Source organism: Rhizobium sp. WYCCWR 11152 (assembly GCF_013087615.1).
GTDB lineage: Bacteria > Pseudomonadota > Alphaproteobacteria > Rhizobiales > Rhizobiaceae > Rhizobium > Rhizobium indicum.
Map to the genome: position 1 here is coordinate 249,158 of NZ_JABFCP010000027.1, position 26,089 is coordinate 275,246.

At 61.2% G+C, this 26,089-nt stretch carries 24 protein-coding genes; 13 read left to right on the top strand and 11 right to left on the bottom strand.

The genetic code is table 11. From position 1 onward, the window contains the following. The first annotated feature begins 72 nt into the window (after positions 1-72). The 5 genes from G9X67_RS33430 to G9X67_RS33450 all read left to right on the top strand — a co-directional run bounded on the left by G9X67_RS33430 (position 73) and on the right by G9X67_RS33450 (position 5,788). Positions 73-1,674 carry an adenylate/guanylate cyclase domain-containing protein gene (locus G9X67_RS33430; protein ID WP_138333315.1) on the top strand — a complete coding sequence of 534 codons (1,602 nt, stop codon included), beginning with the start codon at positions 73-75 and terminating at the stop codon, positions 1,672-1,674. Positions 1,675-1,852: 178 nt separating this feature from the next. After that, positions 1,853-2,068, top strand: coding sequence for a 30S ribosomal protein S21 (gene rpsU, locus G9X67_RS33435; RefSeq protein ID WP_003542939.1), 216 nt, complete (start codon positions 1,853-1,855; stop codon positions 2,066-2,068). 135 nt (positions 2,069-2,203) lie between these two features. After that, entirely contained in the window at positions 2,204-3,073 is an 870-nt protein-coding gene (locus G9X67_RS33440) for a tetratricopeptide repeat protein (RefSeq protein ID WP_029871866.1), read from the top strand. A 517-nt stretch (positions 3,074-3,590) separates the two neighbouring features. Beyond that, positions 3,591-5,243: a sensor histidine kinase gene (locus G9X67_RS33445; protein ID WP_171600669.1), complete on the top strand. Its 1,653-nt coding sequence runs from the start codon at positions 3,591-3,593 to the stop codon at positions 5,241-5,243. 62 nt (positions 5,244-5,305) lie between these two features. Next, positions 5,306-5,788 carry a DUF992 domain-containing protein gene (locus G9X67_RS33450; RefSeq protein WP_138390581.1) on the top strand — a complete coding sequence of 161 codons (483 nt, stop codon included), beginning with the start codon at positions 5,306-5,308 and terminating at the stop codon, positions 5,786-5,788. A gap of 86 nt (positions 5,789-5,874) precedes the next feature. Here the strand turns inward: G9X67_RS33450 and G9X67_RS33455 are convergent, their stop codons facing one another. The 6 genes from G9X67_RS33455 to G9X67_RS33480 all read right to left on the bottom strand — a co-directional run bounded on the left by G9X67_RS33455 (position 5,875) and on the right by G9X67_RS33480 (position 12,669). Further along, the gene (locus G9X67_RS33455) at positions 5,875-7,269 is read right to left on the bottom strand and encodes an NAD(P)(+) transhydrogenase (Re/Si-specific) subunit beta (RefSeq protein ID WP_171600670.1); all 1,395 of its coding nucleotides are present in this window, start codon (positions 7,267-7,269) and stop codon (positions 5,875-5,877) included. Positions 7,270-7,276: 7 nt separating this feature from the next. Next, complete coding sequence (locus G9X67_RS33460; protein WP_003542949.1) at positions 7,277-7,675, bottom strand: proton-translocating transhydrogenase family protein; 399 nt, start codon at positions 7,673-7,675, stop codon at positions 7,277-7,279. Beyond that, complete coding sequence (locus tag G9X67_RS33465) at positions 7,675-8,823, bottom strand: Re/Si-specific NAD(P)(+) transhydrogenase subunit alpha (protein WP_171600671.1); 1,149 nt, start codon at positions 8,821-8,823, stop codon at positions 7,675-7,677. The genes G9X67_RS33460 and G9X67_RS33465 overlap by 1 nt, the downstream gene beginning before the upstream one ends. A 155-nt stretch (positions 8,824-8,978) precedes the next feature. Beyond that, a complete protein-coding gene (locus G9X67_RS33470) occupies positions 8,979-9,203 on the bottom strand; it encodes an aa3-type cytochrome c oxidase subunit IV (RefSeq protein ID WP_003542954.1) in 225 nt (74 codons plus the stop codon). A gap of 264 nt (positions 9,204-9,467) precedes the next feature. Continuing rightward, positions 9,468-10,220, bottom strand: a complete 753-nt coding sequence (locus tag G9X67_RS33475; protein WP_138390584.1) for a hypothetical protein — start codon at positions 10,218-10,220, stop codon at positions 9,468-9,470. 145 nt (positions 10,221-10,365) lie between these two features. Beyond that, the gene (locus tag G9X67_RS33480; protein ID WP_171600672.1) at positions 10,366-12,669 is read right to left on the bottom strand and encodes an EAL domain-containing protein; all 2,304 of its coding nucleotides are present in this window, start codon (positions 12,667-12,669) and stop codon (positions 10,366-10,368) included. A 328-nt stretch (positions 12,670-12,997) separates the two neighbouring features. On the opposite strand from G9X67_RS33480, the gene G9X67_RS33485 reads away from it, so the two are divergent. Next, positions 12,998-13,537: a TRAP transporter small permease subunit gene (locus tag G9X67_RS33485; protein ID WP_171600673.1), complete on the top strand. Its 540-nt coding sequence runs from the start codon at positions 12,998-13,000 to the stop codon at positions 13,535-13,537. Positions 13,538-13,558: 21 nt separating this feature from the next. After that, positions 13,559-15,052, top strand: coding sequence for a TRAP transporter large permease subunit (locus tag G9X67_RS33490; RefSeq protein WP_011653546.1), 1,494 nt, complete (start codon positions 13,559-13,561; stop codon positions 15,050-15,052). Positions 15,053-15,338: 286 nt separating this feature from the next. On the opposite strand, the gene G9X67_RS33495 is transcribed toward G9X67_RS33490, so the two are convergent. Continuing rightward, complete coding sequence (locus G9X67_RS33495; RefSeq protein WP_018243590.1) at positions 15,339-16,445, bottom strand: TRAP transporter substrate-binding protein; 1,107 nt, start codon at positions 16,443-16,445, stop codon at positions 15,339-15,341. A 293-nt stretch (positions 16,446-16,738) separates the two neighbouring features. Here G9X67_RS33495 and G9X67_RS33500 point away from each other — a divergent pair, with 293 nt between their 5' ends. Next, positions 16,739-17,518, top strand: a complete 780-nt coding sequence (locus G9X67_RS33500; protein ID WP_138333306.1) for a gamma-glutamyl-gamma-aminobutyrate hydrolase family protein — start codon at positions 16,739-16,741, stop codon at positions 17,516-17,518. Between the two features lie 64 nt (positions 17,519-17,582). On the opposite strand, the gene G9X67_RS33505 is transcribed toward G9X67_RS33500, so the two are convergent. The 3 genes from G9X67_RS33505 to G9X67_RS33515 all read right to left on the bottom strand — a co-directional run bounded on the left by G9X67_RS33505 (position 17,583) and on the right by G9X67_RS33515 (position 20,221). Then, positions 17,583-18,539: a 2-hydroxyacid dehydrogenase gene (locus G9X67_RS33505; RefSeq protein WP_171600674.1), complete on the bottom strand. Its 957-nt coding sequence runs from the start codon at positions 18,537-18,539 to the stop codon at positions 17,583-17,585. A gap of 29 nt (positions 18,540-18,568) precedes the next feature. Further along, on the bottom strand, positions 18,569-19,591 hold the full coding sequence (locus G9X67_RS33510; protein WP_003542973.1) for a LacI family DNA-binding transcriptional regulator: 1,023 nt from the start codon (positions 19,589-19,591) through the stop codon (positions 18,569-18,571). 117 nt (positions 19,592-19,708) lie between these two features. After that, positions 19,709-20,221, bottom strand: coding sequence for a MarR family transcriptional regulator (locus tag G9X67_RS33515; RefSeq protein WP_025396056.1), 513 nt, complete (start codon positions 20,219-20,221; stop codon positions 19,709-19,711). 85 nt (positions 20,222-20,306) lie between these two features. Between G9X67_RS33515 and G9X67_RS33520 the strand changes: the two genes are divergently transcribed. From G9X67_RS33520 to cysE, 5 genes are all read left to right on the top strand, one after another. Further along, positions 20,307-21,095, top strand: coding sequence for a creatininase family protein (locus G9X67_RS33520; protein ID WP_138390587.1), 789 nt, complete (start codon positions 20,307-20,309; stop codon positions 21,093-21,095). Positions 21,096-21,240: 145 nt separating this feature from the next. Then, positions 21,241-22,359, top strand: coding sequence for a GTP-binding protein (locus tag G9X67_RS33525; protein WP_171600675.1), 1,119 nt, complete (start codon positions 21,241-21,243; stop codon positions 22,357-22,359). Continuing rightward, positions 22,359-23,348, top strand: a complete 990-nt coding sequence (locus G9X67_RS33530; RefSeq protein WP_171600676.1) for a WD40 repeat domain-containing protein — start codon at positions 22,359-22,361, stop codon at positions 23,346-23,348. The genes G9X67_RS33525 and G9X67_RS33530 overlap by 1 nt, the downstream gene beginning before the upstream one ends. A 27-nt stretch (positions 23,349-23,375) precedes the next feature. Beyond that, entirely contained in the window at positions 23,376-23,861 is a 486-nt protein-coding gene (locus G9X67_RS33535) for a GNAT family N-acetyltransferase (RefSeq protein WP_171600677.1), read from the top strand. A 95-nt stretch (positions 23,862-23,956) separates the two neighbouring features. Next, the gene (gene cysE, locus G9X67_RS33540; protein ID WP_171600678.1) at positions 23,957-24,775 is read left to right on the top strand and encodes a serine O-acetyltransferase; all 819 of its coding nucleotides are present in this window, start codon (positions 23,957-23,959) and stop codon (positions 24,773-24,775) included. A gap of 33 nt (positions 24,776-24,808) precedes the next feature. On the opposite strand, the gene G9X67_RS33545 is transcribed toward cysE, so the two are convergent. Then, the gene (locus tag G9X67_RS33545; RefSeq protein ID WP_171600679.1) at positions 24,809-25,966 is read right to left on the bottom strand and encodes a GGDEF domain-containing protein; all 1,158 of its coding nucleotides are present in this window, start codon (positions 25,964-25,966) and stop codon (positions 24,809-24,811) included. Positions 25,967-26,089: the final 123 nt, after the last annotated feature.

The following is a 26,089-nucleotide window of genomic DNA, read 5'->3' on the forward strand; positions in this document are numbered from 1 at the left end:
GGCTTCGACCTTGCCCGGCGCGCAGCGAAATGTTCTTGTAACGATCGAAATCGGATGCTTTTCGAGAGAGGGATGAAGGTCGCCGTGATTTCCGAATCCGCCGCACGCCGCAGCGGCTACTGGCTGATTGTCGTCGTGCTGGCAATGCTCGCAGGGCTGCCACTTGCCGTCTGGCTTGATATCAGCGATCTCTCGGGGAATACCCTGCGCCGCCAGGCGCGCGACATGAGCTCGTTGATATCGAGCATCCGCTCCTATTATTCCGCGAATGTCGTGGGCCGTGTTCTCGCCGCCCATGCCAGCGGCGCGACCGGAGGCACGGTCGTTTCACACACTTACGCGAATATTCCAGGCGCCATCCCGCTGCCGGCCACGCTCTCCCTGGAACTCGGCGACGTCATCAAGGAGCAGCAGGCCAATATCACCTACCGTTTCGTATCCGACCTGCCGTTCAAGAGCCGCGCATCCCACGAGCTCGACGATTTCGAGAGACAAGCGCTCGCCGCGTTGCGTGCCAATCCGCAGCAGACGCTGAACGATCTCACCCGCGTCGGATTGACCGATACCTTGCGGCTCATCACCCCCGTCGTCATGGGCCAGGCCTGCGTTGCCTGTCACAATACCCATCCGGAAAGCCCGAAGACCGATTGGAAAGTGGGCGATGTACGCGGCATTCAGGAAGTCGTCATCAGGCAGCCCTATGCGAGCAACGTCTTCGCCTTCAAATACTTGCTCTGTTATTTTCTTTTCGTCGCCATCATCGGCATCAGCTTCATTGTGCTCCAGCGGCAGCAGACGCGCGCCATCCATAGCGCCAACCAGGACCTGGAAGCGGCGAACGAATTCCTCGCTAGCGTTTCCATGAAGATTTCGCGCTATCTCTCGCCGCAGATCTACAAGAGCATCTTCTCCGGGCAGAAGGACGTCGTCGTCCATACCGAGCGCAAGCGCCTGACGATCTTCTTCTCCGACATCAAGGACTTCACGGCGACGACCGAGCGCCTGCAGCCGGAAGCCCTGACGGAGATGCTCAACGAATATCTGACCGAGATGTCGAACATCGCGCTGGAGCACGGAGGCACGGTCGACAAATTCATCGGCGACGCGATGCTGGTCTTCTTCGGCGATCCCGAAACCAACGGGCCGGAGGAAGACGCGAAAGCATGTCTGCGAATGGCCGTCGACATGCAGCGCCGTCTCGGCGAACTCAAGGACAGATGGCGCAGAAACGGCACCGAAGAGCCTTTCGTCGTCCGCATGGGAATTAACAGCGGTTATTGCAACGTCGGCAATTTCGGCAGCAGCGACCGCATGGACTATACGATCATCGGGGCGGAGGCCAATCTCGCAGCCCGGCTGCAATCGATCGCCCAGGGAGGAGAGATCGTCATCAGCTACGAAACCTATGCGCTGGTGAACGAAATCGTCGACGCTCACCCCTTGCCGCCGATCACGATGAAGGGCATACAGCGCGAGATCGTGCCCTATGGGGTGGATGGGCTGACACTCGGTGCGGACCACAAGAGCCGCGTTCTGAGTGAGCACCTCTCCGGCCTCGACCTGCACCTGGATATGAGCCGGCTGGAGCCTGCCGATCGCCTAAGGGCCAGGACAGCTCTCAAGGAGGCCATCGCCGCGCTGGATGAAGCTGCGCCCGAACCGGCCCGATCATGACCGGATATCAGGCGAGGCGTGATTTTTCCGCTCGCCTCCCATATCCATCTGGACTTCCCGTACCCGATCTGCTATTTCGCATCACCAATCGCAAGGCTCCGGCCGCGCGAACGTTATTGTTTTGCCTCTGGCCGCTGCGCCGCCTCCGGCATCAACCAACCAAAGGAACGTGATTCTCGTGCAGGTACTTGTCCGCGATAACAATGTTGATCAGGCTCTCCGCGCTCTCAAGAAGAAGATGCAGCGCGAAGGCATTTTCCGCGAAATGAAGATGCGCGACTACTACGAGAAGCCGTCGCAGAAGCGTGCTCGCGAGAAGGCTGAAGCTGTTCGTCGCGTTCGCAAGCTGGCCCGTAAGCGCGCCCAGCGCGAAGGTCTGGTCGCAGCACGCTGAGCGTTGCCGTCGTTTTTTCGACGTTTTCAGATGCATTGTGGCGGGGGCGATGGGTTCGCCGCCGCCTTTTTTAGTTTGCCGCTGAAGATCGCATATCCGCGTACCGGATATGCCGTATGGGGAAAGCGAGCCCGAATGGCTGTCAACACCTTCAATCCGTCCCGCGCTTTGCGCTTGCAGAAAACCGCATTCCTGCCCGCTTTGGCGCTGGCGGCAATGTTCGGCCTCGCCGGCTGCGAGACGACCAATACCACGGATGCCGTAATCCGCATCGACAAGGCGCAGGGTTCGGAAGAGAATATCGCGTCTCTGACGGCGGTCATCAACGCCAATCCGAGGGATCCCGAAGGTTACAACGTCCGTGGTTCCGCCTATGGCCGCGCCGGCCAATTCCGCCCGGCGCTGAACGATTTCAACACGGCATTGCAGATCAATCCGCGGTTTTTCCAGGCTTACGCCAACCGCGCTCTCGTCTATCGCAACATGGGCCAGCAGGCTCAGGCGATTGCCGATTACAATGCCGCCCTGCAGATCAATCCGAGCTACGACGTCGCCTATATCGGCCGCGGCAATGTCTATCGCATGGCTGGACAGGACGACCAGGCTTTCAACGATTTCGACAAGGCGATCCAGCTCGGTACCACCGATGGCCGCGCCTATCACAATCGTGGCCTGCTCTATCAGAAGCGCAATCAGCAGGATAAGGCGATCGACGATTTCTCGAAAGCGATCTCGCTCGCGCCGAATTCGGCCGAGCCCTATAATGGCCGCGGCATTTCCTATGTCGCGCTGAACGACGACGACAACGCCTTTGCCGATTTCAACCATGCAATCGAGCTTAACGGCAACATCGCCGAATCCTGGGCCAATCAGGCGCTCGTCTACGAACGCCGCGGCGACAAGGCCAAGGCTGCCCGCTCCTATCGCCATGCGATCGGCCTCGATCCGAAGTACCAGCCGGCTCGTGACGGCCTTGCTCGCGTCGGCGTCGCCCCAGCCGGCTAAGGACATCATTGGGCGGCCCGAAGCATCGGGCGGCTCGCAACCGCCTCTTGCCGGTGGCACCGCCCATCGGGGCTGCGGCCAAACCTCAGATGGTTCAAACGAATCTTCCGGCCGTTAGATATCATCGAGGTGATATCGTGCCATGCCGGGCGGAGGAAACGATGCTGCCGCAAGCCGGCCGCACCGCCCTGCAAAGAGAAGCCGAAAAAGCGTCCTTCGTCGTCGATCGCCTGTCATAGTGTGTTGCAACCTGCTCTTGCTCCCCCTAACATGGGCCTGCTTCGATAGCCCGCTATCGGATGGTCGAACACGTGTTGGGGGCGGTTTGCGAGAGATGCGGATCTTTGCTTTCCTGGCCGCAAGCCAAAACCGTTGCGGGCCAAGCGCATTCCAGCGCCGCGCGTCTTTTCAAACGCACAAAGGACGCTTTAGCACTTTGAATTCCCGCATGATTTTGTCCTTAGATCGATTCCGATTTAAGGAATTATGCATGTGCGCATGCGATGTGGCGTAACAGATGAAAATCGTAGCGCTGTTCTTTCCCAAGGCTTCGATCGGCACCTACCTCGTCGCCATGGCCGTGGCGATCGCACTGCCGATCTTCGCCTTCGTGGCGCTGCTTCTGCTGCAGCTGGAGGACAACCAGCGTTCGACGCTGAAGCGAGAGACGGCCCAGGATGCGCTTGCCCTTTCACGCATCATCGACCGCCAGCTTCAGGACATGGCGACGACGCTGCGGCTGCTTTCGAGTTCACCGGAGCTTGAAAACGGCAATCTCGCCTCCTTCCATGAGCGCACGGAAACGGCCCTCAGAGACAATACGCTTTTCGTTATCGCCGTCGACCGCAGCGGCCAGCAGTTGTTGAACACCCGTCGGGCGTTCGGCACGCCGCTCGGCCAGACGGCGAATATCCCCGCACTCGAGGCGGTCATGGCGTCCGGTCGCATCGAAGCGTCCGACGTCTTTCGCGGCCGGACCAGCGGCGAATGGGTCTATAACGTCACGCTGCCGCGGAAGAATGAGCCGGTCGCAGCCCTTATCATCACGCAAAACGCCCAGGATCTGCGCAAGCTCGTGACCACCGAGGGCCTTGGCCCCGGCTGGTCGGCCGCCGTCATCGATGAGAGCGGCCACGTCGTCGCGGCCACTGGCCCCGCCAATCTCGAACCCGGCACACCTTTCGATCCGCGCATTCTGCCGGCGCTCACCGTCTCCCGTGGCGTCTTCGAGGACGAAACGATCCTGCCGCACATGCTCCTCGGTTATGCTCAGATTCCCGGCTGGTCGTGGAAGACGGTGATCTGGGGACCGATCGCGCAGGCTTCGATCCTCAGCACCTGGCGTTTCCTGATCATCGGCGGCGTGGCACTAGTGCTTGTCGCCGTGCTGGCCGCCTATGCCGTCGCAAGACAGGTGCGCACCACCATCCGCGATATCGCCGACATGGCAAACCGGATGGGCGAAGGCCATATCGTTTCGCCGGTCGAGACCAGCGTCATCGAGGCGAACCAGGTGGCGATTGCCCTTTCGAATGCCTCTTTCGACCGTAGCCAGACCGAGGACCGGCTGCGTTTCGTCATGCATGAACTCGTCCACCGCACCAAGAATCTTCTGACACTTGCCCAGGCAATGATGCGCCAGCTCGCCAAGCAGTCCGACAGCGTCGAGACCTTCCGCGCCGCGGTCGCCGACCGCCTTGAGGGATTGGTGCGTTCGATCGAACTCCTGACCAGCGAACAATGGGGAGGGGTATCGCTGCGGCGGGTCGTCGACATCCATTTGCACGCCTTCCCGCAATCGCGCGAGCAGATCGACATCAGCGGCGAAGACTTCGTGCTGAAACCGGATGCCGTGCAGAATCTCGGCCTCGCCTTGCACGAACTCGCCACCAATTCGGTGAAATACGGTGCGCTCTCCGTACCGCAAGGCCGTGTCCGCTTCGAATGGCGCGATGTCAGCGAGGAAGACAAGCCGGATGCCCTGCTCCGCTTCACCTGGGAAGAACGCGGCGGCCCGCCGGTCACCGAGCCGTCGCGCTCGGGCTTCGGCACGACCGTTATCAAGGCTCATGCCGCCTCCGCCTTCCGCGGCACGGTTGAGATCGATTTCCGGCCGGAAGGCCTGTTATGGGTGCTGACGGCGCAGCGCGCCACGCTGGAGCGGGAATAAAAGCCTCGGAACAATCGCTACCTCCACCCGTTTCGGACAGGTCATTCCAAAGGAGAAAGACCATGTTCAAGCAAACGATGATCGCAGCCGCGGCACTGACAGCCGCTGCCTGGGCGAGCCCGGCGGGCGCGGAAAATTATGTCACGCTTGGCCGTCTGGTTTGTGGATCGGATGGCGGCCAGGGTCTGATCGTCACCTCGCAGAAGAACCTTATCTGCACCTACACGTCGGCGGCCGGCGGCGCCAAGGCAGTCTATGCCGGCAAAATCGAGAAATTCGGCCTCGATATCGGCCAGACCGGCAAGAGCGTCATGATCTGGCAGGTGCTGGCAAAGACCGGCACGGATATCCCGCAATTCGCCCTTGCCGGCGAATATTACGGGATCGGCGCCGATGCGAGCATCGGTGCAGGCGCCGGCGCCAAGATCATCGCCGGCGGCACCGACAAGGCCTTCATGCTGCAGCCATTGAACGTCCAGGCTCAGGAAGGCCTGAACCTGGCGATCGGCGTCGAAAAGATGACACTCGTGCCGGGAGAGACCTGACAAAAAGCGGCCGGCCAGAAGGCAGACAGCAGTGGCGTGCCGCATAAATCAAACAGCCGCCCGAAGGGCGGCTGCATTGGCGTAGATCAATGCGCGAGCGCCTTGTTGATATCCTCGGTCATCTTCTTCGCGTCACCCAGCAGCATCATCGTGCCGTCCTTGTAGAACAGCGTATTGTCGATGCCGGCATAACCCGAGCCGAGCGAGCGCTTGACGAAGAGGCAGGTCTTTGCCCGGTCGACGTCGAGGATCGGCATGCCGTAGATCGGCGAGGTCTTGTCGTCGCGCGCCGCCGGATTGGTGACGTCGTTTGCACCGATGACATAGGCAACGTCGGCCTGGGCGAATTCCGAGTTGATGTCCTCGAGCTCGAAAACCTCGTCGTAGGGAACATTCGCCTCGGCGAGCAACACGTTCATGTGGCCGGGCATGCGGCCTGCGACCGGGTGGATTGCATATTTCACCTCGACGCCGTTTTTTTTGAGATTATCGGCGAGCTCGCGCAGCGCATGCTGGGCTTGGGCGACCGCCATGCCGTATCCCGGCACGATGATGACCTTCGATGCATTGGCCATCAGATAGGCCGCATCCTCGGCCGAGCCGAGCTTGACCGTCCTGTCTGATGTGTCCGGTCCGCCGGACGCCGTCTCACCGCCGAAACCGCCAAGGATGACGGAGACGAAGGAGCGGTTCATGCCCTTGCACATGATGTAGGAGAGGATCGCGCCGGAGGAACCGACGAGCGCGCCCGTGATGATCAGCGCCAGATTGCCGAGCGTGAAGCCGATGCCGGCCGCGGCCCAGCCCGAATAGGAGTTCAGCATCGAGACGACGACGGGCATATCGGCCCCGCCGATCGGCACGATCAGCAGGACGCCGAGCGCCAACGACAACGCCACGACGGCCCAGAAGTCGAAATGGCTTTCGGTGGCGGCAAGTCCGATGATGAAGAGCACGATCAGCACCAGCAGGCTCGCATTGATCACATGCCGGTAGGGCAGCAGGATCGGCTTGCCGGACATGCGTCCATCGAGCTTCAGGAAGGCGATGATCGAGCCGGTGAAGGTCAGCGCCCCGATCGCGACGCCGAGCGCCATCTCGATGCGCGCCTCGGTGTGGATCTGGCCGATCTCGCCGATGCCGAAGGAAGCAGGCGTATAGAGTGCAGATGCCGCCACCAGCACCGCGGCAAGCCCGACCAGCGAATGAAAGCCGGCGACTAGTTGCGGCATCGAGGTCATGGCGATGGTGCGGGCGATATAGGCGCCGACGCTGCCGCCGATGGCAAGGCCAAGGACGATCAGCACGAAGCCGCCGAAATCAGGGGTTGCCAGCACCAGCGTCGTCAGGATCGCGATCCCCATGCCGATCATGCCGTAGAGATTGCCCTTGCGGCTGGTGGCCGGATGCGACAGGCCGCGCAGCGCCAGGATGAAGAGCACGCCGGAGACGAGGTAGAGGAAGGCTGCGATATTGGTCATCAGTCCCTCACCGGTCCTTCTTGCGGTACATCGAAAGCATCCGCTGCGTGACGAGGAAACCGCCGAAGATGTTCACCGAGACGAGCACCAGGGCGACGAAGCCGAAGCCGGTGGCAAGCCCGCTGGTCGAGATGCCGACCGCCAGAAGCGCGCCGACGACGATGACGGAGGAGATCGCATTGGTGACGGCCATCAGCGGCGTATGCAGCGCCGGCGTCACCGACCACACGACGTAATAGCCGACGAAGATCGACAATACGAAGATCGCGAGCTGGAAGACGAAGGGATCGATCGCCCCGCCGGTCGCAGCACTTGCCGCTTCCGGTGCCTGGGCCGCCGCCGTGATGACGGCGGTCACCGCCTGGTCGAGCTGCTCCAGCGCTCTGTCCATTGCTTCACTGGCCATCAGATGTCTCCCTTCTTCGCGCCGCCGAAGGCGGGATGAACGACATCGCCGGCATAGGTCAGCATCGTCGCCTTGACGAGTTCGTCGTCGAGATTGACGACGACGCTCCGGGTTTCCTTGTTGACCATGGTCTCGAGGAAGGTCACGAGGTTCTTGGCGTAGAGCGCCGAGGCACTGGCCGAAACCCGGCCCGGCATGTTGGCGAAACCGATCACACTGACGCCTTCGACATCGGCGATCTCGCCGGGGACGACGCCCTCGATATTGCCGCCGCGCTCGACCGCGAGGTCGACGGCGACCGCACCTGATTTCATCGAGGCGAGCATGGCGCGCGAAACGAGGCGCGGCGCCGCACGACCGGGGATCAGCGCGGTGGTGATGACGATATCCTGCTTGGCGATGTGTTCGGCAACCAGAGCCGCCTGTTTCGCCTGATAGTCGGCGGACATTTCCTTGGCATAACCGCCGGCCGTTTCCGCCGCCTTGAACTCTTCATCCTCGACGGCGATGAACTTGGCGCCAAGCGAAGCGACCTGTTCCTTGGCGGCAGGGCGAACGTCGGTGGCCGAGACCGCCGCGCCGAGGCGGCGCGCGGTCGCGATCGCCTGAAGACCGGCGACACCGGCGCCCATGACGAAGACCTTGGCAGCCGGCACGGTGCCGGCTGCCGTCATCATCATCGGCATGGCGCGGTCATAAACCGCCGCTGCCTCGATGACGGCTTGGTAACCGGCGAGATTGGCCTGGGACGACAGCACGTCCATGGACTGGGCGCGGGTAATGCGCGGCATCAGTTCCATCGCGAAAGCCGAAAGCCCGGCACTTGCCAGTGCCGCGATCGCTTCGTCATTGCCGTAGGGATCCATGATGGCGATGATCACGGCGCCGCTTTTATAGCCGGAGATTTCCGATCCGCTGGGACGGCGCACCTTCAGCACCACGTCGGCCGAGGCTGCATCCGCAAAACTGCCGATCCTGGCACCGGCGGCCTCGAACTCCCCGTCGGGAATGCGCGAAGCCGCACCGGCATCGGCTTCGACGACGACGTCGAAGCCGAAACTCTTCATCTTCTTCACGGTCTCAGCGGAGGCGGCGACGCGCGTCTCCTCGCCCGTGTTTTCCCTTGCAACGAAAACGATATTGCCCAACTGCCCCCTCCTCCGGGTCAGCCAGACCGCCGCAGGCTTCCCTGCGCAGGCCAAGCACCTCATTCAAAAAGCTTCGGAGAAGCTCTCCTCCCCTCAAAGCGCCGTGCGTCCTTTCGGACGCACAAAAGACGCTCTGACCCTCTGAATCTACGCGATCAGCGGAGCAGGAAGATGCCGGCAGCGAGTAGAATGATGAAGACGAAGAGACCGCCGAGAAGGCCGGCGCCGCCGAAGAAACCGGCGGTCATAGCAAGCAGGAGGACGATGAGAAGCATCGAGCCGTATTTCGCGCTGGCGATGAACATGTCGTAGGTCTTTTCATGTTCTTTGTAATCCATCGGCGCGCCGGTCTCGACCGGTCCGGTATGATGTTCGGCCATAAATATCGTCTCCCTGAAATGCCTCTGCGCTGCCTAATTTCCCTCTAGGCGAGGGAAATCCCTGCGTGCAGGGATTACACAATGACAGGCGAAAGCGCAATGCATGAGAATGCCGCAGGCGCGCCTCGCAGCGACCTCATCCGGACGAGAAGACGACCTCAACGGTCGGATGAAAGGAGATCCGGCGACAGATGCGGTTTTCGCCTGTCGTCCACCCCTCATCTGCCCTGACGGCATCGCCTCTCTATCGCGGAGAAAGGGAAATCACAGCGGCAGATCGGTGCCAAGTTCGCCTGGCGGCACGAAACGCGCCGTCGGAATGATGGTGAGCGGCGGCAGCGTGTCGTTGGGATTGCGCGAAAACATCATGCGCTGCTCGCTGGCGCTGGAGATGAAGAAAGGATAGCGCGTCAACAGCTTGCGCCCGACCTCGATCACGTTCGTCGCCATCAGCGTCACGTCAACCCCGTAACTCTCCGCCAGCCGGCCGGGCACGATGGTATCGGCATAGAAGACCCGCTTGTAGAAGGCGGCATGCGGGGGCCGGACGGACTGAATAACGCGGTCCGCCCGGAAATACGCTGCCGCAACGATGGCGGGTCTCAGCGTCAGATAGGGAACCCATGGCATGTCGGCGGTGAACTCCGGATCGGCCGCGAAACGCGCCGGGTCGATCAAGGTCAGCCCGGCGTCCAAAAGCTCATCCATCGCCTCGGGAAAGGCCTCTCCGGACCGGCTGATACGATGCTCCGGCGTCACATAATGAATTCGGATCGTACTGACCAGTTCGCCATAATAGTACAGACCGAAGATATAGGCATGGCTGTCGAAATCGACATCATCCAATAGCCCTTCCGGGGCAAGCGACAGCGCGCCGTGGGCCCTGTAGGCCTTGTAGCGCAGCCGCTCCACTTCCTCCATGTCTTCGCCGCTTTCGACGCGGCGATACTCTACATTATCCAGAATTTCCAGGATTTTCCTGCTGAAATCGCCACGCGTAAAAAGTGTGTCTGACATTCTCTCGATCCGCTCGTTAACGGATCATTAATCATATACCGGCGGCATATAGGCAAGAAAATCTAAGAATTTGCGTTGGATTTAAATTATTAAGGTTAACGGGGCGCAAGATTTTCGGCTGGATAACCAGTCACTTGCAGGCGGCTCAGGCGACCTTGTTGCGACGGCGCTGGACGGTGCGGCGGCCGATGCCCTCTTGTAGCAGCGTGATGTTCTGGGAAGGCACCGGCCGCGAGAAAACGTAACCCTGCACGAGATCGGCGCTGCGGTGCTTGTTGAGCAGCGCCAGCTGCTCCTCGGTCTCAACGCCCTCGATGACAATCTTCAGGCCCAGTTCGCGGGCGAGATTGACTGTGCCGCGCAAGAGCTTGAGGCGGCGCGCATCCTCGACGATGTTGCGCACGAAGGACCGGTCGATCTTGACGATATCAAGCGGCAGCGTGTCGAGATAGCTGAGGCTGGAGAAACCGGTGCCGAAATCGTCGATGGCAATGGTGATGCCGCGGGACCTGAGTTCCGCCAGGATGGCGCGCACCGCCGCCGGCTCGTCGATCAGGCAGCTCTCGGTGACTTCGAGATGCAGTCGTGCCGCGGCGAGGCCGGAATGGGCAAGCGCCTCGGCAACCACCGAAAGGATGTCGGCATCGCGCAGATCCCGCGCCGAAAGGTTGACCGAAACGGCGATATGTTCCGGCCAGTTCATGCATTCGCTGCACGCCTTGAACAGCACGAAGCGGGTGATGTCGGAGATGATGCCCATATCTTCGGCGAGCCGGATGAAGACATCGGGGGGGATCGAGCCCCTCTCCGGATGCACCCAGCGCGCCAAGGCCTCGGCACATTCGATCCGCGAGCCGTCGGCCCGGAACATCGGCTGGAAGACGAGATGCAGCGCCTGCGCCGAGACCGCGTCGCGCAGATCCGCCTTCAGCTTCTGTTGCTCGATATAGCGGCCGTCCATCTCCCGCTCGAATCCTGAGATGCCGCCCTTGAAGCGCGACTTGCTTTCGAACAGAGCAAGATCCGCCTTGACGCTCCATTCGTCCATCGCGAACGCGTCGCTTTCGAGAATCGCGTAGCCGGCGCTGAGCGAAACGAGAAAAGTCACTTCGTCGACCTCGTAGTTACCCTGAATCGCGGCATGAACGCGGCGGATTTCGCGGTCGAGCGAGACCTGCTCCTTCGCACGCGGGAAGAACAGAATGAACTGATCGCCCATCAGCCGGCCGAGGATGGCATTACCGGAAGCCTGCTTGATGCGGGCGGCGATAGCGCAGAGCAGATGGTCGCCGGTCACATGGCCGCGCATGTCGTTGACATGTTTGAACTCGTCGATATCGAGCACCATGAAGCCGAGCGGCCCGTTCTTCTTCGGATACTTGGCAAAATACTCCTGCACCAACTGGCCGAAATATTGCCGGTTGGGCAGGCCGGTCAGCGCGTCGAAGCGCACCATGTGCAGGATCTTCTGCTCCGCCTTCACCCGGCTTGACACGTCCTCGAAGATCAGCACGGCGCCGCCGTCGGCCCTGCGGCTGGCGGAGAATTCGAGCGACAGGCTCTCGGGAAAATGAATGAGCGTGCGCGACAGGCTGCCCTCGGCGACCTGGGTGAGCTGGCGCAGGATGAGCTCCGGCTGCGAGGCATCCATGAAGCTGTAGCGCGCGCCGTAGCGCAGCACGGCGCCGAGGTCGCGGTCCTTCAGCCGCTCCGGCGCACCGATCTTCAGAAGCTCGCAGGCCTTGCGATTGACCACCTGGATGCGGTTTTCGGCATCGACCATGACGAGGCCGTGCGGCATGTTGTTGAGCGCCGTATCGAAACGGTCGGCAATGATGGTGATTTCCCGGCGCGCAATGACGTTCTCATAGAGAAAATCGCGCACGCCGTTTGCCATGGCCCGCGTCGTCAGCCAGAAAGGAATGAGGAGGATCGACAACACGCCGCGATAGAAATCTAGCACCAGCAGGCTGCAGACGATCATCGGCAGGCAGCAGAAGAACGTCTGGAGGTCGACTGCGAAGCGCGAACCGTAATTGCGGCCGACGACGGAAACCATGGTTGCCATGGTGACGGAAATGCAGGCAAGCTCTGCAAAGGAATCGCGCACGACGAAGATGGCGTAGCCGCTGGCGATGCCGAGGAGCGCCGTGGTGCAGGCTCCACTGGCAACGAGAACCCGCTCCCACCGTTCGATTCCGGCGTGCGACAGGCTCTGCTTGTCGACACGATCGAACTGCCGGAAGATGGCCATGCGAGCGCCGAAGACCAGAAGGAAGGCGACCGACAGCAGGATGTAGATGGAGTATTGTGTCTTGGCAGCCACGGCAAGGCACGTCGCAACATGTACAATCACGCCAACAAGAAGCGTCATGCGATTCCCAGAGAGGGAACTCACAAACGACAGATACACATCTATTGGGACCCTGTTCGGGTTATCTGGCTTCATCCACACTTTCCCTGTGCGCGGGAATTCTAAGCCCAACCCTTTAAAAATTGATTTCAATGGAATCAAACATTTGGTCAAATTTTCTAAAACCACAGGGTGAACTGCACAGCCTACGCGAGTTAATGCAGCCTACCGGCGAGATTACTGAAATAATTTATCCACGCCTGGGTTGTTGAAATATTTGACGGCCCTACGGCGAGGCCGATGCGTCTAAGACTATACTCCAACGCGAGGCATTTATCCTTCCAATTTCAAAGGCCGTGGTCTACATCGATTGCAAGTGGGAAAACTGCCGGAAAACCGGCGGGACAAGAACAAGGGGAGGCGAATGTCGGTACTTCTGGCCGCAAGCCGGCTGATCGATTCGATCAGTCAGTTCATGGGCAAACTTTCCGAATATATGGTGCTGTTCTGCTGCCTGATCAGCGCCGGTAACGCCATCGTCCGTTATGCCTTCAACTACAGTTCGAACGGCTGGCTGGAGATCCAGTGGTATCTCTTCGCCTTCGTCGTCATGCTCGGCGCCTCGCATGCGCTGCGCAACAATGAGCATGTTCGCGTCGATCTGATCTATGGTTCTGTTTCCGACAGGGCGAAGATCTGCATCGACATCGTCGGCCTCATCGTCTTCCTCCTTCCCGCGTGCGTCTATCTCACCTGGCTGTGCTGGCCCTTCTTCGCGCTCTCCTATCATCAGGGGGAAATATCGGGCAATGCCGGTGGGTTGATCCGCTGGCCCGTCAAGTTGATCCTCGTTGCCGGCTTCGCGTTGCTCTCCCTTCAGGGCCTCTCGGAACTGGTCAAGCGGATCGCAGCGCTCACCGGCTATATCAGCATCGATACGAAATACGAAAAGCCGCTGCAGTAACGCGGGCTGGGAGACACGGATTTGTTTGATTTCGGCATCATCCCGCCGGCCATGTTCCTGGGCATGATCATCTTCATGCTCTACGGCTTTCCGGTCGCCTTTTCGCTCGCCGCCGTCGGTTTGTTTTTCGCCATCATCGGCATCGTCACCGGTCATTTCGGCGAGGTCTTCCTGCAGGCTCTGCCGCTGCGCTTCTTCGGCATCCTTTCCAACGACCTCCTGCTCGCCATTCCCTTCTTCACCTTCATGGGCGCGGTGCTGGAGCGCTGCGGCCTGGCCGAGGACCTGCTCGAAGGCACCGGCAAGCTCTTCGGTGGCATACCCGGCGGCCTTGCCTATGCCGTCATCCTCGTCGGCGCCGTACTCGGCGCGATTACCGGCACGGTGGCCGCCTCCGTCATCACCATGGGGATGATCTCGCTGCCGATCATGCTGCGCTACGGCTACAATCCGCGCCTTGCCACCGGCGTCATCGCCGCCTCGGGCACGATCACGCAGGTGATCCCGCCCTCGCTCGTGCTCGTCGTTCTCGCCGATCAGCTCGGCAGGTCGGTCGGTGACATGTATCTCGGCGCGATCGGCCCCTCGATCCTGCAGGTGACGATCTTCGTGCTCTTCATCCTGGTCATGTCGATTATCCGGCCGAAATCGATGCCGCCGCTGCCAAAAGAGGTGCGAGGCGATTTCAACTGGGCTCTGCTCGCGAAGGTGCTGATGGGCATGGTCCCCTCGATCGTGCTGATCTTCCTGGTGCTCGGCACGATCTTCATGGGTCTTGCAACGCCGACGGAAGCAGGCGCGCTCGGCGTCGTCGGCGCCATTGTACTTGCCGCCATGAATCGCCGCCTCACCTGGCCGCTGATCCGCGAAGCCATGTCATCGACCACGCACATCACATCCATGGTGGTGATGATCCTGATCGGCTCCACCTGTTTCAGCCTGGTCTTCCAGGGCATGGACGGCTCGCGCTGGATCGAGCACATGCTGTCGGGCATTCCGGGCGGCCCGGTCGGTTTCCTGATCTTCGTCAACATCTTCATCTTCGTGCTCGCCTTCTTCCTCGATTTCTTCGAGATCGCCTTCATCGTCATCCCGATGCTCGCCCCCGTCGCCTCCAGTCTCGGCATCGACCTGATCTGGTTCGGCGTCCTGATCTGCGTGAACATGCAGACGAGCTTCATGCATCCGCCCTTCGGCTTCGCACTCTTCTACCTGCGTTCGATCGCCAGCAAGGACGTCAAGACCTCGGATATTTACATGGGGGCTCTCCCCTGGGTCGGTATGCAGCTGATCCTGGTGGCGATCGTGATCTTCTGGCCGCAATCGGTCACCTATTGGCTGGATCACGGCCCGAAGGTCGACCCGAACTCGATCAAGATCGAAGTCCCGGGCTTCGGCGGCCAGCTCGGCCTGCCGCCGCTGGGCGGCGGCGGCAATGGCTCACCGCAGATCCCAGGCCTGACCCTGCCGCCGCTGAACGGCCTGCCGGGAGCACCGCCGCCACCGGCCAAATAGAGCCTTTCCGGGTTAGATTGCAGCATTCTGCCGGAGCAGGTTTTCGTCAGGGCAGAGGCGATTGGCGACGGGCATACCCCTTGGTACGTCCGAGCCGATCGCCTTTGCTCTGGCGGAAAGATGCCCGGCCCTTCGGGTTGGCTGAAACGGGCCGGTCGACCATCCGACTGCGTTTGAGCCAACAGAATGCTTCAATCTAACCCGGAAAGGCTCTAGTCCAGCAAAAGCAAAACCCCGGATGGAGATCCGGGGTTTTGTTATTGCGCACGCGTCGACGGCGGAAAGCTTAGAGCTTTCCGGCCCGCTGCTGGATCATCATGAACGTATCGAAGGTGTATTCCGACAGCTGCATCCAGAGATAGGCGTCCCGCTTGAAGGCGGTCTGGTCGTCGTAGATCTTCTTGAAATACTGGTTCGTGCCCGAGATTTCACTGTAGATGCCCGTCGCTGCCTGGAAGCAGGCTTCCATGATCTCCTGGCTGAAAGGGCGCAACGTCGCGCCCTCCGCGACGAGTTGCTTCAGCGCGGTTGGGTTCTTCGTGTCGTACTTCGCCAGCATGTTGGTGTTGGCGAAGGCGCAGGCGTCGGTCAGCGCTGCCTGATAATGCTTGGGCAGGCTGCTCCACTTTTCGAGATTGAAGAACCCATGCACCGTCGGGCCACCTTCCCACCAGCCCGGATAATAGTAGTACTTCGCCACCTTGTGGAAGCCGAGCTTCAGGTCGTCATAGGGACCGACGAATTCCGCCGCATCGATCGTGCCTTTTTCCAACGCCGGATAGATGTCGCCGCCGGCGATCTGCTGCGGGATAACGCCGACCTTCTCCATGACGCGGCCGGCAAGGCCGGCAATGCGCATCTTGACGCCCTTGAGGTCATCGAGCGTATTGATTTCCTTGCGGAACCAGCCGCCCATCTGCGCACCGGTATTGCCGGCCGGCAGGGCATACATGCCCTGCGTGGCATAAAACTCGTTCATCAGCTTATTGCCGTTGCCTTCATAGTACCAGGCATTGGTCAGACGGCTGTTCAGCCCGAACGGAATGGCCGTTCCGATGGCATAAGTCGGGTCCTTGCCGACGAAATAATAGGAGGTGGTATGGGCTGCCTCGACCGTGCCGGCGGCAACGGCATCGACGGCCTGCAGGCCCGGCACGATTTCACCGGCCGCGAAAGGCTGGATCGTGAAATTGCCGTCCGTCGCGGCGGCGACATGCTTGGCGATATCCTCGGCTCCGCCATAGATCGTATCCAAGCTCTTCGGAAACGACGACGTCATGCGCCACGCGATCTTCGGATTCTCCTGCGCGATCGCAGGCGCTGCCAATGCCGTTGCGGCAACCGCACCGGCGCTGGCGGTTCCCGCCTTCTTGAAAAACGAACGACGATCCATCAAAAACCTCCCATATAGATGACACTGCGCGGCCGATCTCACCCCTACCCGCAGCAAGGGCAAACCTAAGCATGGCGCAAGCCGCGATTCAAGCTTTAGTCTATTAGCCTTTGGCATCAAGACGGCAATAAGGCAACGCGCACGTATCTATCAGAATCAGCGGCTTAGCCGTAAGCCGGGAAGGCAGGGTGCCGCTTCCCTCGCAATTTTGCCACCTGATACAGCCAAGCGTTGACTTGACGGCCGTTCAGGCGGAAGAAACGACGAGCACAAAGATTTTGACTGGGGCTGATATGACGAAACCGATCGTTGCCATTCCTGCCGATATCCGTAGCTTCGACGGCGCGACCTGGCATGCCGTGCAGCATCAATATCTGCGCGCCGCATTGAACGCATCCGGTGTCATGGCCTTCATCATCCCCGCTTTCGAGGAGGGCTACGATACCGATGCGATCCTCGACCGCGTCGACGGTCTGCTGGTCTCCGGCTCGGCCAGCAATGTTCATCCCTCGCTCTACGGTACCGAGGCGAATGACAAGGACGGCCCGTTCGACCCCGCCCGTGACGCCACCAGCCTGCCGCTCATCCGCCGCGCCATCGACCGCGCCATCCCGCTGCTTGCCATCTGCCGCGGCATCCAGGAGCTGAACGTCGCCCTCGGCGGCTCGCTGGCAAGCGAGATCCAGGAGCAACCCGGCATCTGGGACCACCGCCGGCCAGAAGGCGTCGACCGGGACGGCATGTACGCCATTCGCCAGACCGTCCATGTCAAGGAAGGCTCCTGCATTGCAGGCATTCTCGGTCCGGGCGAGATCCGCGTGAATTCCCTGCATCGCCAGGCAATCGCCAGAACCGCCCCACGCCTACAGGTGGAAGCCATCGCCGAAGACGGCACGGTGGAGGCCGTTTCCGTTATCGACGCCAAGGCCTTCGCCGTCGGCGTGCAATGGCATCCCGAATATTGGGCTGAAACCGACAAGTCTTCGAACCAGCTGTTCGCCGCTTTTGGCGACGCCGTCCGCAGCTATGCCGCGGCCAAGCTGCCGGTCATGTCAGTGCAGGCGATCGCCTGAAGGCGCGGCGTCGGCGAAGCGCCATATCCGTTACTTGGCAAGCATCGTCCGCCGTGCCAACCACCTAAGCCTTCTGTGGCGTCTCCGGCACCGGCGTCAGCGCCGCACCCTTCTCGAACCAGGCAATGAGATTGTCGGCGACGAGATCGGCCATTGCATTGCGTGTCGGCACGGACGCGGAGGCGACGTGCGGTAGCAGCACGGCATTGGTCGGTTCCAGCAGGTCGGCCGGCACGGTCGGCTCTTCATAGAAGACGTCCAGACCGGCAGCGCCGAGCGCGCCGGAAGCAAGCGCGGCACTCAGCGCCTCCTCGTCCACCGTCCAGCCGCGGCCGACATTGACGAGAATGCCGTCAGGGCCGAGTGCTGCCAGAATATCGGCATCGATCGTCTTGTGCGTCTGCGGCGTCTTCGGAACGATGGCGATCAGCGTATCCACCGCGTCCGCCAGCCCCTTCAACGTCGGGTGATAATCATAGGGCACATCGGCATGATGCGAACGCGTGTGATAACTGATCTTGACCTTGAACGGCTCTAGCCGCTTGGCGATTTCGAGGCCGATGCGGCCGAGGCCGTAAAGCCCGACATGGCGGCCCTTGAGCGAGAAACGTGACAGCGGATAGGCCGTGCCCGGCTTCCAGTTGCCGGCACGCAGCCATGCTTCGGCCCGCGGCAACTCGCGCACCGTGTTCAGCAGCAAGCCGATCGCCGTGTCGGCGACCTCATCGTTCAGCACATCAGGCGTATTGGTGACGACAATGCCTTTTTCGGCGGCATGTTTCACATCGACGCCGTCATAACCGACCCCGAAATTGGCGATCACTTCGGCATGCGGCAGCTGGTCCATCCAGGCGCCCGGGAAGGAACCGGATACGGCGACGCCGCGGATGCGGCCGGCAATCTCGCCGTCGAGCGCAAGCTTCTCCTCGCGCGGGACGGCGATAATCTCAAAACGATCCTTCAACCTTTCGAGAACACGCTCGTGTATCTTCCCAGGAACGAGAATGGCGATGCGGGACATGGCTTTTCCTCTTGGATGGCGGTCGTGGTTCAGGCGCGCGGCCGATGGGGACTGGTGGACTGGCGAATGCGCATTTCCGGCTTGATCAGATGCATACCGTCAGGCTCATGACTGCCGGCAAGGCGATCGAGCAGCGCCCGGGCGGCCAGGCGCCCGACCTCGGCCTGACCGTTCCAGACGGTCGTTAGCGCAGGCGTAGCGATCGACGCCTCCTCGAGATCGTCGTAGCCGGTGACGGAAATATCGCGTCCCGGCACCAGGCCGGCGCGCGCAATGCCGTTCATCAGACCGATCGCCACGAGATCGTTCCAGCAAACGGCTGCGGTCGGTTTCTGCGGCAGCGAAAGGAAATGCACTGCAGCTTCGAAACCGCCCTGTTTCGAGCGCGGACCGGGAATGCGCAGGTTCGGATCGACCTCGATGCCGGCCTTGCGCAGCGAATTGACATAGCCCTGGTAGCGATCGCGGCCGGTGGATGTCTGGTCCGTGCCGCCGATCATGGCGATCGAGCGATGACCGAGGCCGATCAGGTGGTTGGTGGCAAGCGAGATGCCGTAGCTGTCGTCGCCGCGATAGGTCGGCAGGTCCTGCCCTTCCATCGAGCGGGCGACCAGGATCGCCGGCATGCCGTTGTCTTCCGCCAGTTGCACGTCTTCCGGCGGCGTACCGATCGCCGGCGACATGATGACGCCGTCGCCGCCGAGCTGCAGCAGCGTCTCGATGAAGGTACGCTGCTTCTCGACATTGTCGTAATGGTTGGAAAGGATGAAGGTGTGGCGGCTGCGGTCGAGCTCGCTTTCGATCGCCTTCAGGATCTCCCCGTAGAAGGGGTTCATAATGTCGTGCACGACGACGCCGATGATGCCGGAGCGCGAGGTCCGAAGGCTGGCGGCGCGGCGATTGTAGATATAGCCGAGCGCGCGCGCCTGTTCCTTGATCTTCTCCCGGGTATTGCCGGCGACGAGCGGACTGTCGCGTAAGGCGAGCGATACGGTCGCCGTTGAAATGCCGAGCGTTTCGGCGATTGTCGAAAGCTTGATCTTCTGGACCACGTGTCCTCCTCCAGGCAGCACGTAAGCAGCAAGACCCCGCCAGCAAACCGGCGCGGCCCTTAAAATGTTTAATTAAAAGATTTAATCGGTGGAAGCAATTCGTCTTTCAGGGAAATTTCAGTCTTCGTCCGGTTCTTCGATATGAATGGCTTCGGCCTGCAGATTGGCATCGATCGCCTTCAGCAGGCGGACGAGATTGCGGATTTCCTTTTCGGAGAATTCCTGCGTCGCCAGCCTGTCGCAGGCCGAGGCCGCCATCTCGATCCCCTGCACGCTGCCGCGGCCGAGTTCGGTGAGATAGACCTTGGTGAGGCGGGCATCTTCCGCATCGGGCTTGCGCTCGAGAAAGCCCTGCGCCTCCATGCGGCCGATCGTGCGCGTCATCGTCGGCGCCTTGACCCCGAGCTTCTGGGCAAGACCGCCGGCCGTCATGCCATCGCTCTCGGCAAGCGAGAGGATGACCCCGTCCTGGCCGGCATAGAGCCCGCTTTCAAGCAGGTTGCGCGAAAGCACCGTCCGCATGGAACGCGCCGCCTGGGTGAGCGCCGGAGAGAGATCGACGAGCGTATACTCGGTCTGGTCCTTCTTCTTGGACTTGTTCTTTTTGCCGTCCTTGTGCTTCTTTCCCATAGCCATCCCTTTGATCTTTAAGCCCCGACGCCGCTGCGATATGACATTGCTCAGGATCTCGTCATAAACAAGAGGCAACCACCGGATGATGACGCCTTCGCCGCGCTTCGAGGACAGCAACCCGGCCTTTGCACCTGACGGGCGCCATCTGATCGCCGTGTTGCCGCTCGGCGCCCACGAACAGCACGGCCCTCATCTGCCCTTCGAAACCGACACCCTGATTGCCGAAGGTATCGCCGGACGATTGAAGATGGCCTTGCCCGCCGGCCTGCCGGTCACCTTCCTGCCCGCCGAATCTGTCGGCTATTCCATAGAGCATATGGATGTTGAAGGAACGAAGACGCTTGCCTTCGACGAAGCGGTAAACCGCTGGCTCGGCATCGCCGAGGGGCTGGCAAAGCAGGGCATAGGCAAATTCGTGATGCTGAACGCCCATGGCGGCAATTCGCCCGTCATGACCATTGTCGCGACCGAGGCGCGGGTCCGCTTTGCCATGCTGGCGGTGGCGACGAGCTGGACCCGTTTCGGCGCGCCGGATGGCGTGGTCACGCCGGAGGAAAAGGCGATCGGCATCCATGGCGGCGATATCGAGACCTCGGTGATGCTGGCGCTTCATCCCGATAAGGTGGATATGGCGAAGGCGGCGGACTTTTCCTCGCGACAGACGGAATTCGCCGTGCGCTTCAAGCATCTGCGCGCCTACGGGCCGCACGCCTTTGGCTGGAAGATGTCGGATCTCAACACGCAAGGCGCTGCGGGCAACGCCGCGGCCGCGACGGCAGAGAAGGGTGAGGCACTGATTACCCATGCGGTGAAGGGACTGACGGAACTGCTCGAAGATGTCGATGCCTTCGACGTCGAACAGCTCCGGTGAAGGTGGGCCTGCGCCGCGCAAACGATGTGATCTTATAACATTATAAAACCCTTTGAACTGCCACGCTCAAGCCATTATATGAGACCAACCGTTCAAGCAGCCGATCCCAAGCCGCTCGGCCGCACGCCTAATCCTAGAGGTTCTCATGACCGACGCGATCTCCACCCAGAAGCCCATTCCCGTTACCGTGCTCACCGGTTACCTCGGTGCCGGCAAGACGACATTGCTCAACCGCATCCTCTCCGAAAATCACGGCAAGAAATATGCGGTCATCGTCAATGAATTCGGCGAAATCGGCATCGACAACGACCTGATCGTCGAGTCGGACGAAGAAATCTACGAGATGAACAATGGCTGCGTCTGCTGCACGGTGCGCGGCGACCTGATCCGCGTCGTCGAAGGCCTGATGCGCCGCCCCGGCCGCTTCGACGGCATCATCGTCGAAACGACCGGCCTTGCCGATCCGGTGCCGGTGGCCCAGACCTTCTTCATGGATGACGATGTGCGCGCCAAGACCGAGCTCGACGCCGTCGTCGCCCTCGTCGATGCCAAGCACCTGCCGCTGCGCCTGAAGGACAGCCGCGAGGCAGAAGACCAGATCGCCTTCGCCGACGTCGTCATCATCAACAAGACCGACCTCGTGACCCCGGAAGAACTTGATGTGATCGAGGATATCGTCCGCGCCATCAACCCGGCTGCCCGCGTTTACAAGACCAGCCGCTCTGGCGTCGACCTCGCCCGCGTGCTCGATCAGGGCGCCTTCAACCTGGAACGCGCGCTCGAAAACGATCCGCATTTCCTCGAGCACGGCCATGACGACCATGTCTGCGGCCCCGATTGCGATCACGACCACCACCATCATGACCATGATCACGATCATCACGGTCATCAGCATGATGAGCACGGCCACGACCATCATCACCATGGCGCCCATAACCATGGCGCGATGTCGGCGATCCACGATGTGACGGTGCAGTCGGTGTCGCTGCGCGGCGGCCAGATGAACCCGGAGCGCTTCTTCCCCTGGATCCAGAAAATCACCCAGACGCAGGGGCCGAATATTCTGCGTCTCAAGGGCATCATCGCCTTCAAGGACGATCCCGAGCGTTACGTCGTTCAGGGTGTGCACATGATCATCGAGGGCGACCACCAGCGGCCGTGGAAGGAAGGCGAAAAGCACGAGAGCCGTCTCGTCTTCATCGGCCGCGAACTCGACCGCGAGAAGCTCGAAACCTCCTTCAAGGCGTGCGAGGCAGCCGCCTGATGCCGACAGTTGCACCGCTTGATCTCGACGGCCACGTTCTGGCCGTCGAATTTTTAGGTGATGTTCCCTTCTTCGCAAGCGCAAACGGTACATTCCACCGATTGGACGGCGGCGACAGGGTTTCTGAAGCCCACCAGGGCATGCTCACCGCCATCCGCGATCCCTACAGCGAGAGCCTGATCTCGGGCGGCGAAGACGGCAAGGTGCTGCGCATTGCCGCCGACGGCAGCGTCAGCGAGATCGCGACCGCGCCGCGCAAATGGATTTCGCAAGTGGCAGCCGGCCCGCAGGGCGCCGTTGCCTACTCCTACGGCAAGAGTGCGCTCGTGCGCCTTGCCGACGGCACGACCAAGGAATTCCCCGAAGAGCGCACCGTCGAAGGCCTTGCGTTTGCACCGAAGGGCCTGCGCATCGCGGCGGCGCGCTATAACGGCGTGTCGCTGCACTGGATCGGCATGAACGCCAAGCCGATCGATCTGGAATGGAAGGGTGCGCATACCGGCGTCACCTTCTCGCCTGATGGTAATTTCCTGGTCACCTCGATGCAGGAAAACGCATTGCACGGCTGGAAGCTCGACATCAAGCCCGGCACCGAAGCCCGCCACATGCGCATGACCGGCTACCCCTCCAAGGTGAAATCGCTCTCCTGGTCGGTCAAGGGCAAGTGGCTCGCGTCTTCAGGCGCGCCCGCGGCAATCGTCTGGCCCTTCCAGGGCAAGGACGGGCCGATGGGCAAGGCGCCGATGGAGCTCGGCACCCGCGCCAATATCATGGCGACCGCGGTGAAGTTCCATCCGCTCGAAGACATCCTCGCCATCGGCTTCATCGACGGTATGATCCTGGCCGTGCGCATCACCGACAGCAAGGAAGCGCTGCTGCGCCGACCTGGTAAGGGCGCGATCACGGCGATGAGCTGGAGCAAAAACGGCAAGCTGCTCGCCTTCGGCTCCGAAGCCGGCGATTGCGGCGTCATCGATATTTCGGCTTGAGACCCATTGCCGGCAACGGACGACGCCATGACGGAACCCGAAATCATGGCGCTCACCGCCGATCACATGCAGGCGGCGGCCGGAATCAGACGTGTCACCCTGTGGGAACGGCTGCCCTGGCTGCCGGATGTGCATACGCCCGAGGAAGAGGAGCAGTACTGGCGCATGCATCTGCTGCCGAACTGCACCATCCTTGGTGCTGCCATGGGCAACCGGCTGGTCGGCGTCATCGCCTATGGCGACAACTGGATAGAGCAGCTTTACGTTCTCCCCGGGTTCCAGGGCATGGGTATCGGCTCTTCCCTCCTCGGCTGCGCCAAGGAGGAGATGAACGAGATCAGGCTCTGGACGTTTAAGCGTAATGCAGGCGCTCGCAGCTTCTACGAACAGCACGGTTTTACCGCCGAAGAGGAGACCGATGGCGCCGACAACGAAGAACTGGAGCCTGACGTGCTTTATCATTGGCGCCGGCTTCCGGAGCTGACACTTCGCCTGCAACCGTCTGGCGGCTAGAATATGCTCAGGGCTTGCCAAATGCTTTGCCCGGGCGAAACATGAGCCGCACGGAGGCGCTTTGCGCGACGCCCAGGCTGACAAAGGAAACGGGAATGCCGAAATCGACCGGCCTCGGTTTGGCCGAGCAAAAGCCGCAGCCTTTGGGCGACGCATCCGTCTGGACCGTGATCCGCGCCGAGGCGGCCGAGCTTGCCGCGCGCGAGCCGATATTGCAGCGGCTGCTTGCCGCTCAGGTAACGGACACTGCCAACAACGATGAGATCATCGCCCGCGTGCTGGCCGCGCGGCTCTCCGTAGCGCAGGTGGAAACGGGTGATCTGTTCGATCTCATCCTGTCCACACTTGATGACGATATCATGCGGAAGGTCGAGGCCGATCTCATCGCCGTGCGCGAGCGCGATCCGGCCTGCACGACATTTCTGCACGCACTTCTCAATCTCAAGGGCTTTCATGCGCTTGAGACGCATCGCATCGCCCATGCGCTCTGGATCGCCGGCCGTCAGGAGATCGCCAGCTGGCTCGCCAATCTCGTTTCGCTGGTCTTCGGCCCGGATATCCATCCGGCGGCCCGGATCGGCGCATCCATCATGCTCGACCACGGTTCGGGCATCGTCATCGGCGAAACGGCTGTCATCGAGGATGAAGTATCGATCCTGCAGAACGTCACGCTCGGCGGCACCGGCAAGGAGACCGGCGACCGCCACCCGAAGATCCGCCACGGCGTGATGATCGGCGCAGGCGCCAAGATCCTCGGCAATATCGAAATCGGTGCCTTCAGCAAAGTCGCGGCCGGCAGCGTCGTGCTGAAGCCGGTCCCCGAGCATTGCACGGTCGCCGGCGTGCCGGCAACGCTCGTGCGCGTCCACCGCGCCGACGAAATCCCGGCCGAGACGATGGACCAGAATATCTAGGATCATTCTGAGATAGACGAGTTTGCCCCGTTCCTAAGCAGCTTGTTGATTTTCTCCAAAGACTTCGACCCGGTTGCGGCCTTCGCGCTTCGAACGATAGAGCGCCTCATCGGCCTTCTGCATCAGCCGTTCAAAGTCTCCACCGCTTTCCGCACGCGCGGCAACGCCGACGCTCAGCGTCGGAAAGACGGCCAGATCCGGCTGCTGCATGACGGCAGCGGCGAAGGCGAGACGGATGCGCTCGGCAATTGCCACGGCATCTTCCCGGGAAACGTTTTTCAGCACCGCCAGGAACTCATCCCCACCTTGACGGGCAAGCAGATCGTCCGAGCGCATGATGCCCCTCGAAACACTGGCGAAAAGCCGCAGGATGTCGTCGCCAGCAGCATGGCCATGCCTGTCGTTCAGCTGCTTGAAATGGTCGATATCGATGATCAGCAGCGATACCGGCTGGGAACCGAGAGCCGGCAGATGCTGGGCAAGGCCGCCGCGATTGAGCGCGCCGGTCAGCGGATCGTGGTGAGCGAGTTCGGTCAGCTGATTTCGGCTGCGCTCGGCGGCCATCAGCACCATCGCCATGCTGCGCAGCATGATGAACGCGACCGCCGATACTGCCATCCAGCTGTGTATTGCACTGCCGCCGAAGGGATCCGGCCCACCGATCTCACCGGTCGCCGCGAGAATGCTGCGAACGGCAAAGATCGCGGCAGTGCAGGCGTAGAGGCCGACAAGCAAGGCTGCGGAATAAAGCCTCTCGCGCCGGACAATGCTGATTGCCTCCCTTGCAACGGCAAGATCGCAGAGGCAGCAGATGACGGAGACGTAGAGGAGCCTCGCCGAGACTGCCGATGGATCGCTGACGATGAGGACGACAGGAACGCTGACGAGCAAGATGGCAAGCCAGAAAGTGCGCTGGTCGAGCGCTCGTCCCGAAAACACGCGCACGGCAAAGAACATCAGCATGTAGCCGGCGATGGTGACGATATTGCCGCCGTCGACCGAGACAGAGTAGGGAACGAGATTGCGCAGCGCGACGAGAAACGAGCCGACACCGACAAGAAGGTTGCTCAAGCCCCACCACAGCGGCCACCTCTCGAAGCGACCCGTCGCATAGGCTGCAAGCTGGAGAATGCCCAGCACGAAACAGCTCACGGCAACAATGAAATAGATTGTCCTGAGATCCAGCAGCATGGCGCTTTCCCGAAATTCTCGCGGAACTTACAGGAAGCGTTTTGCGGTTTGATTGGAGCCTTCGCTAAAAATTTAACGATCGCGGGTTTTTCCCCGCTGCATCATTCAAAATCCTACAGCACC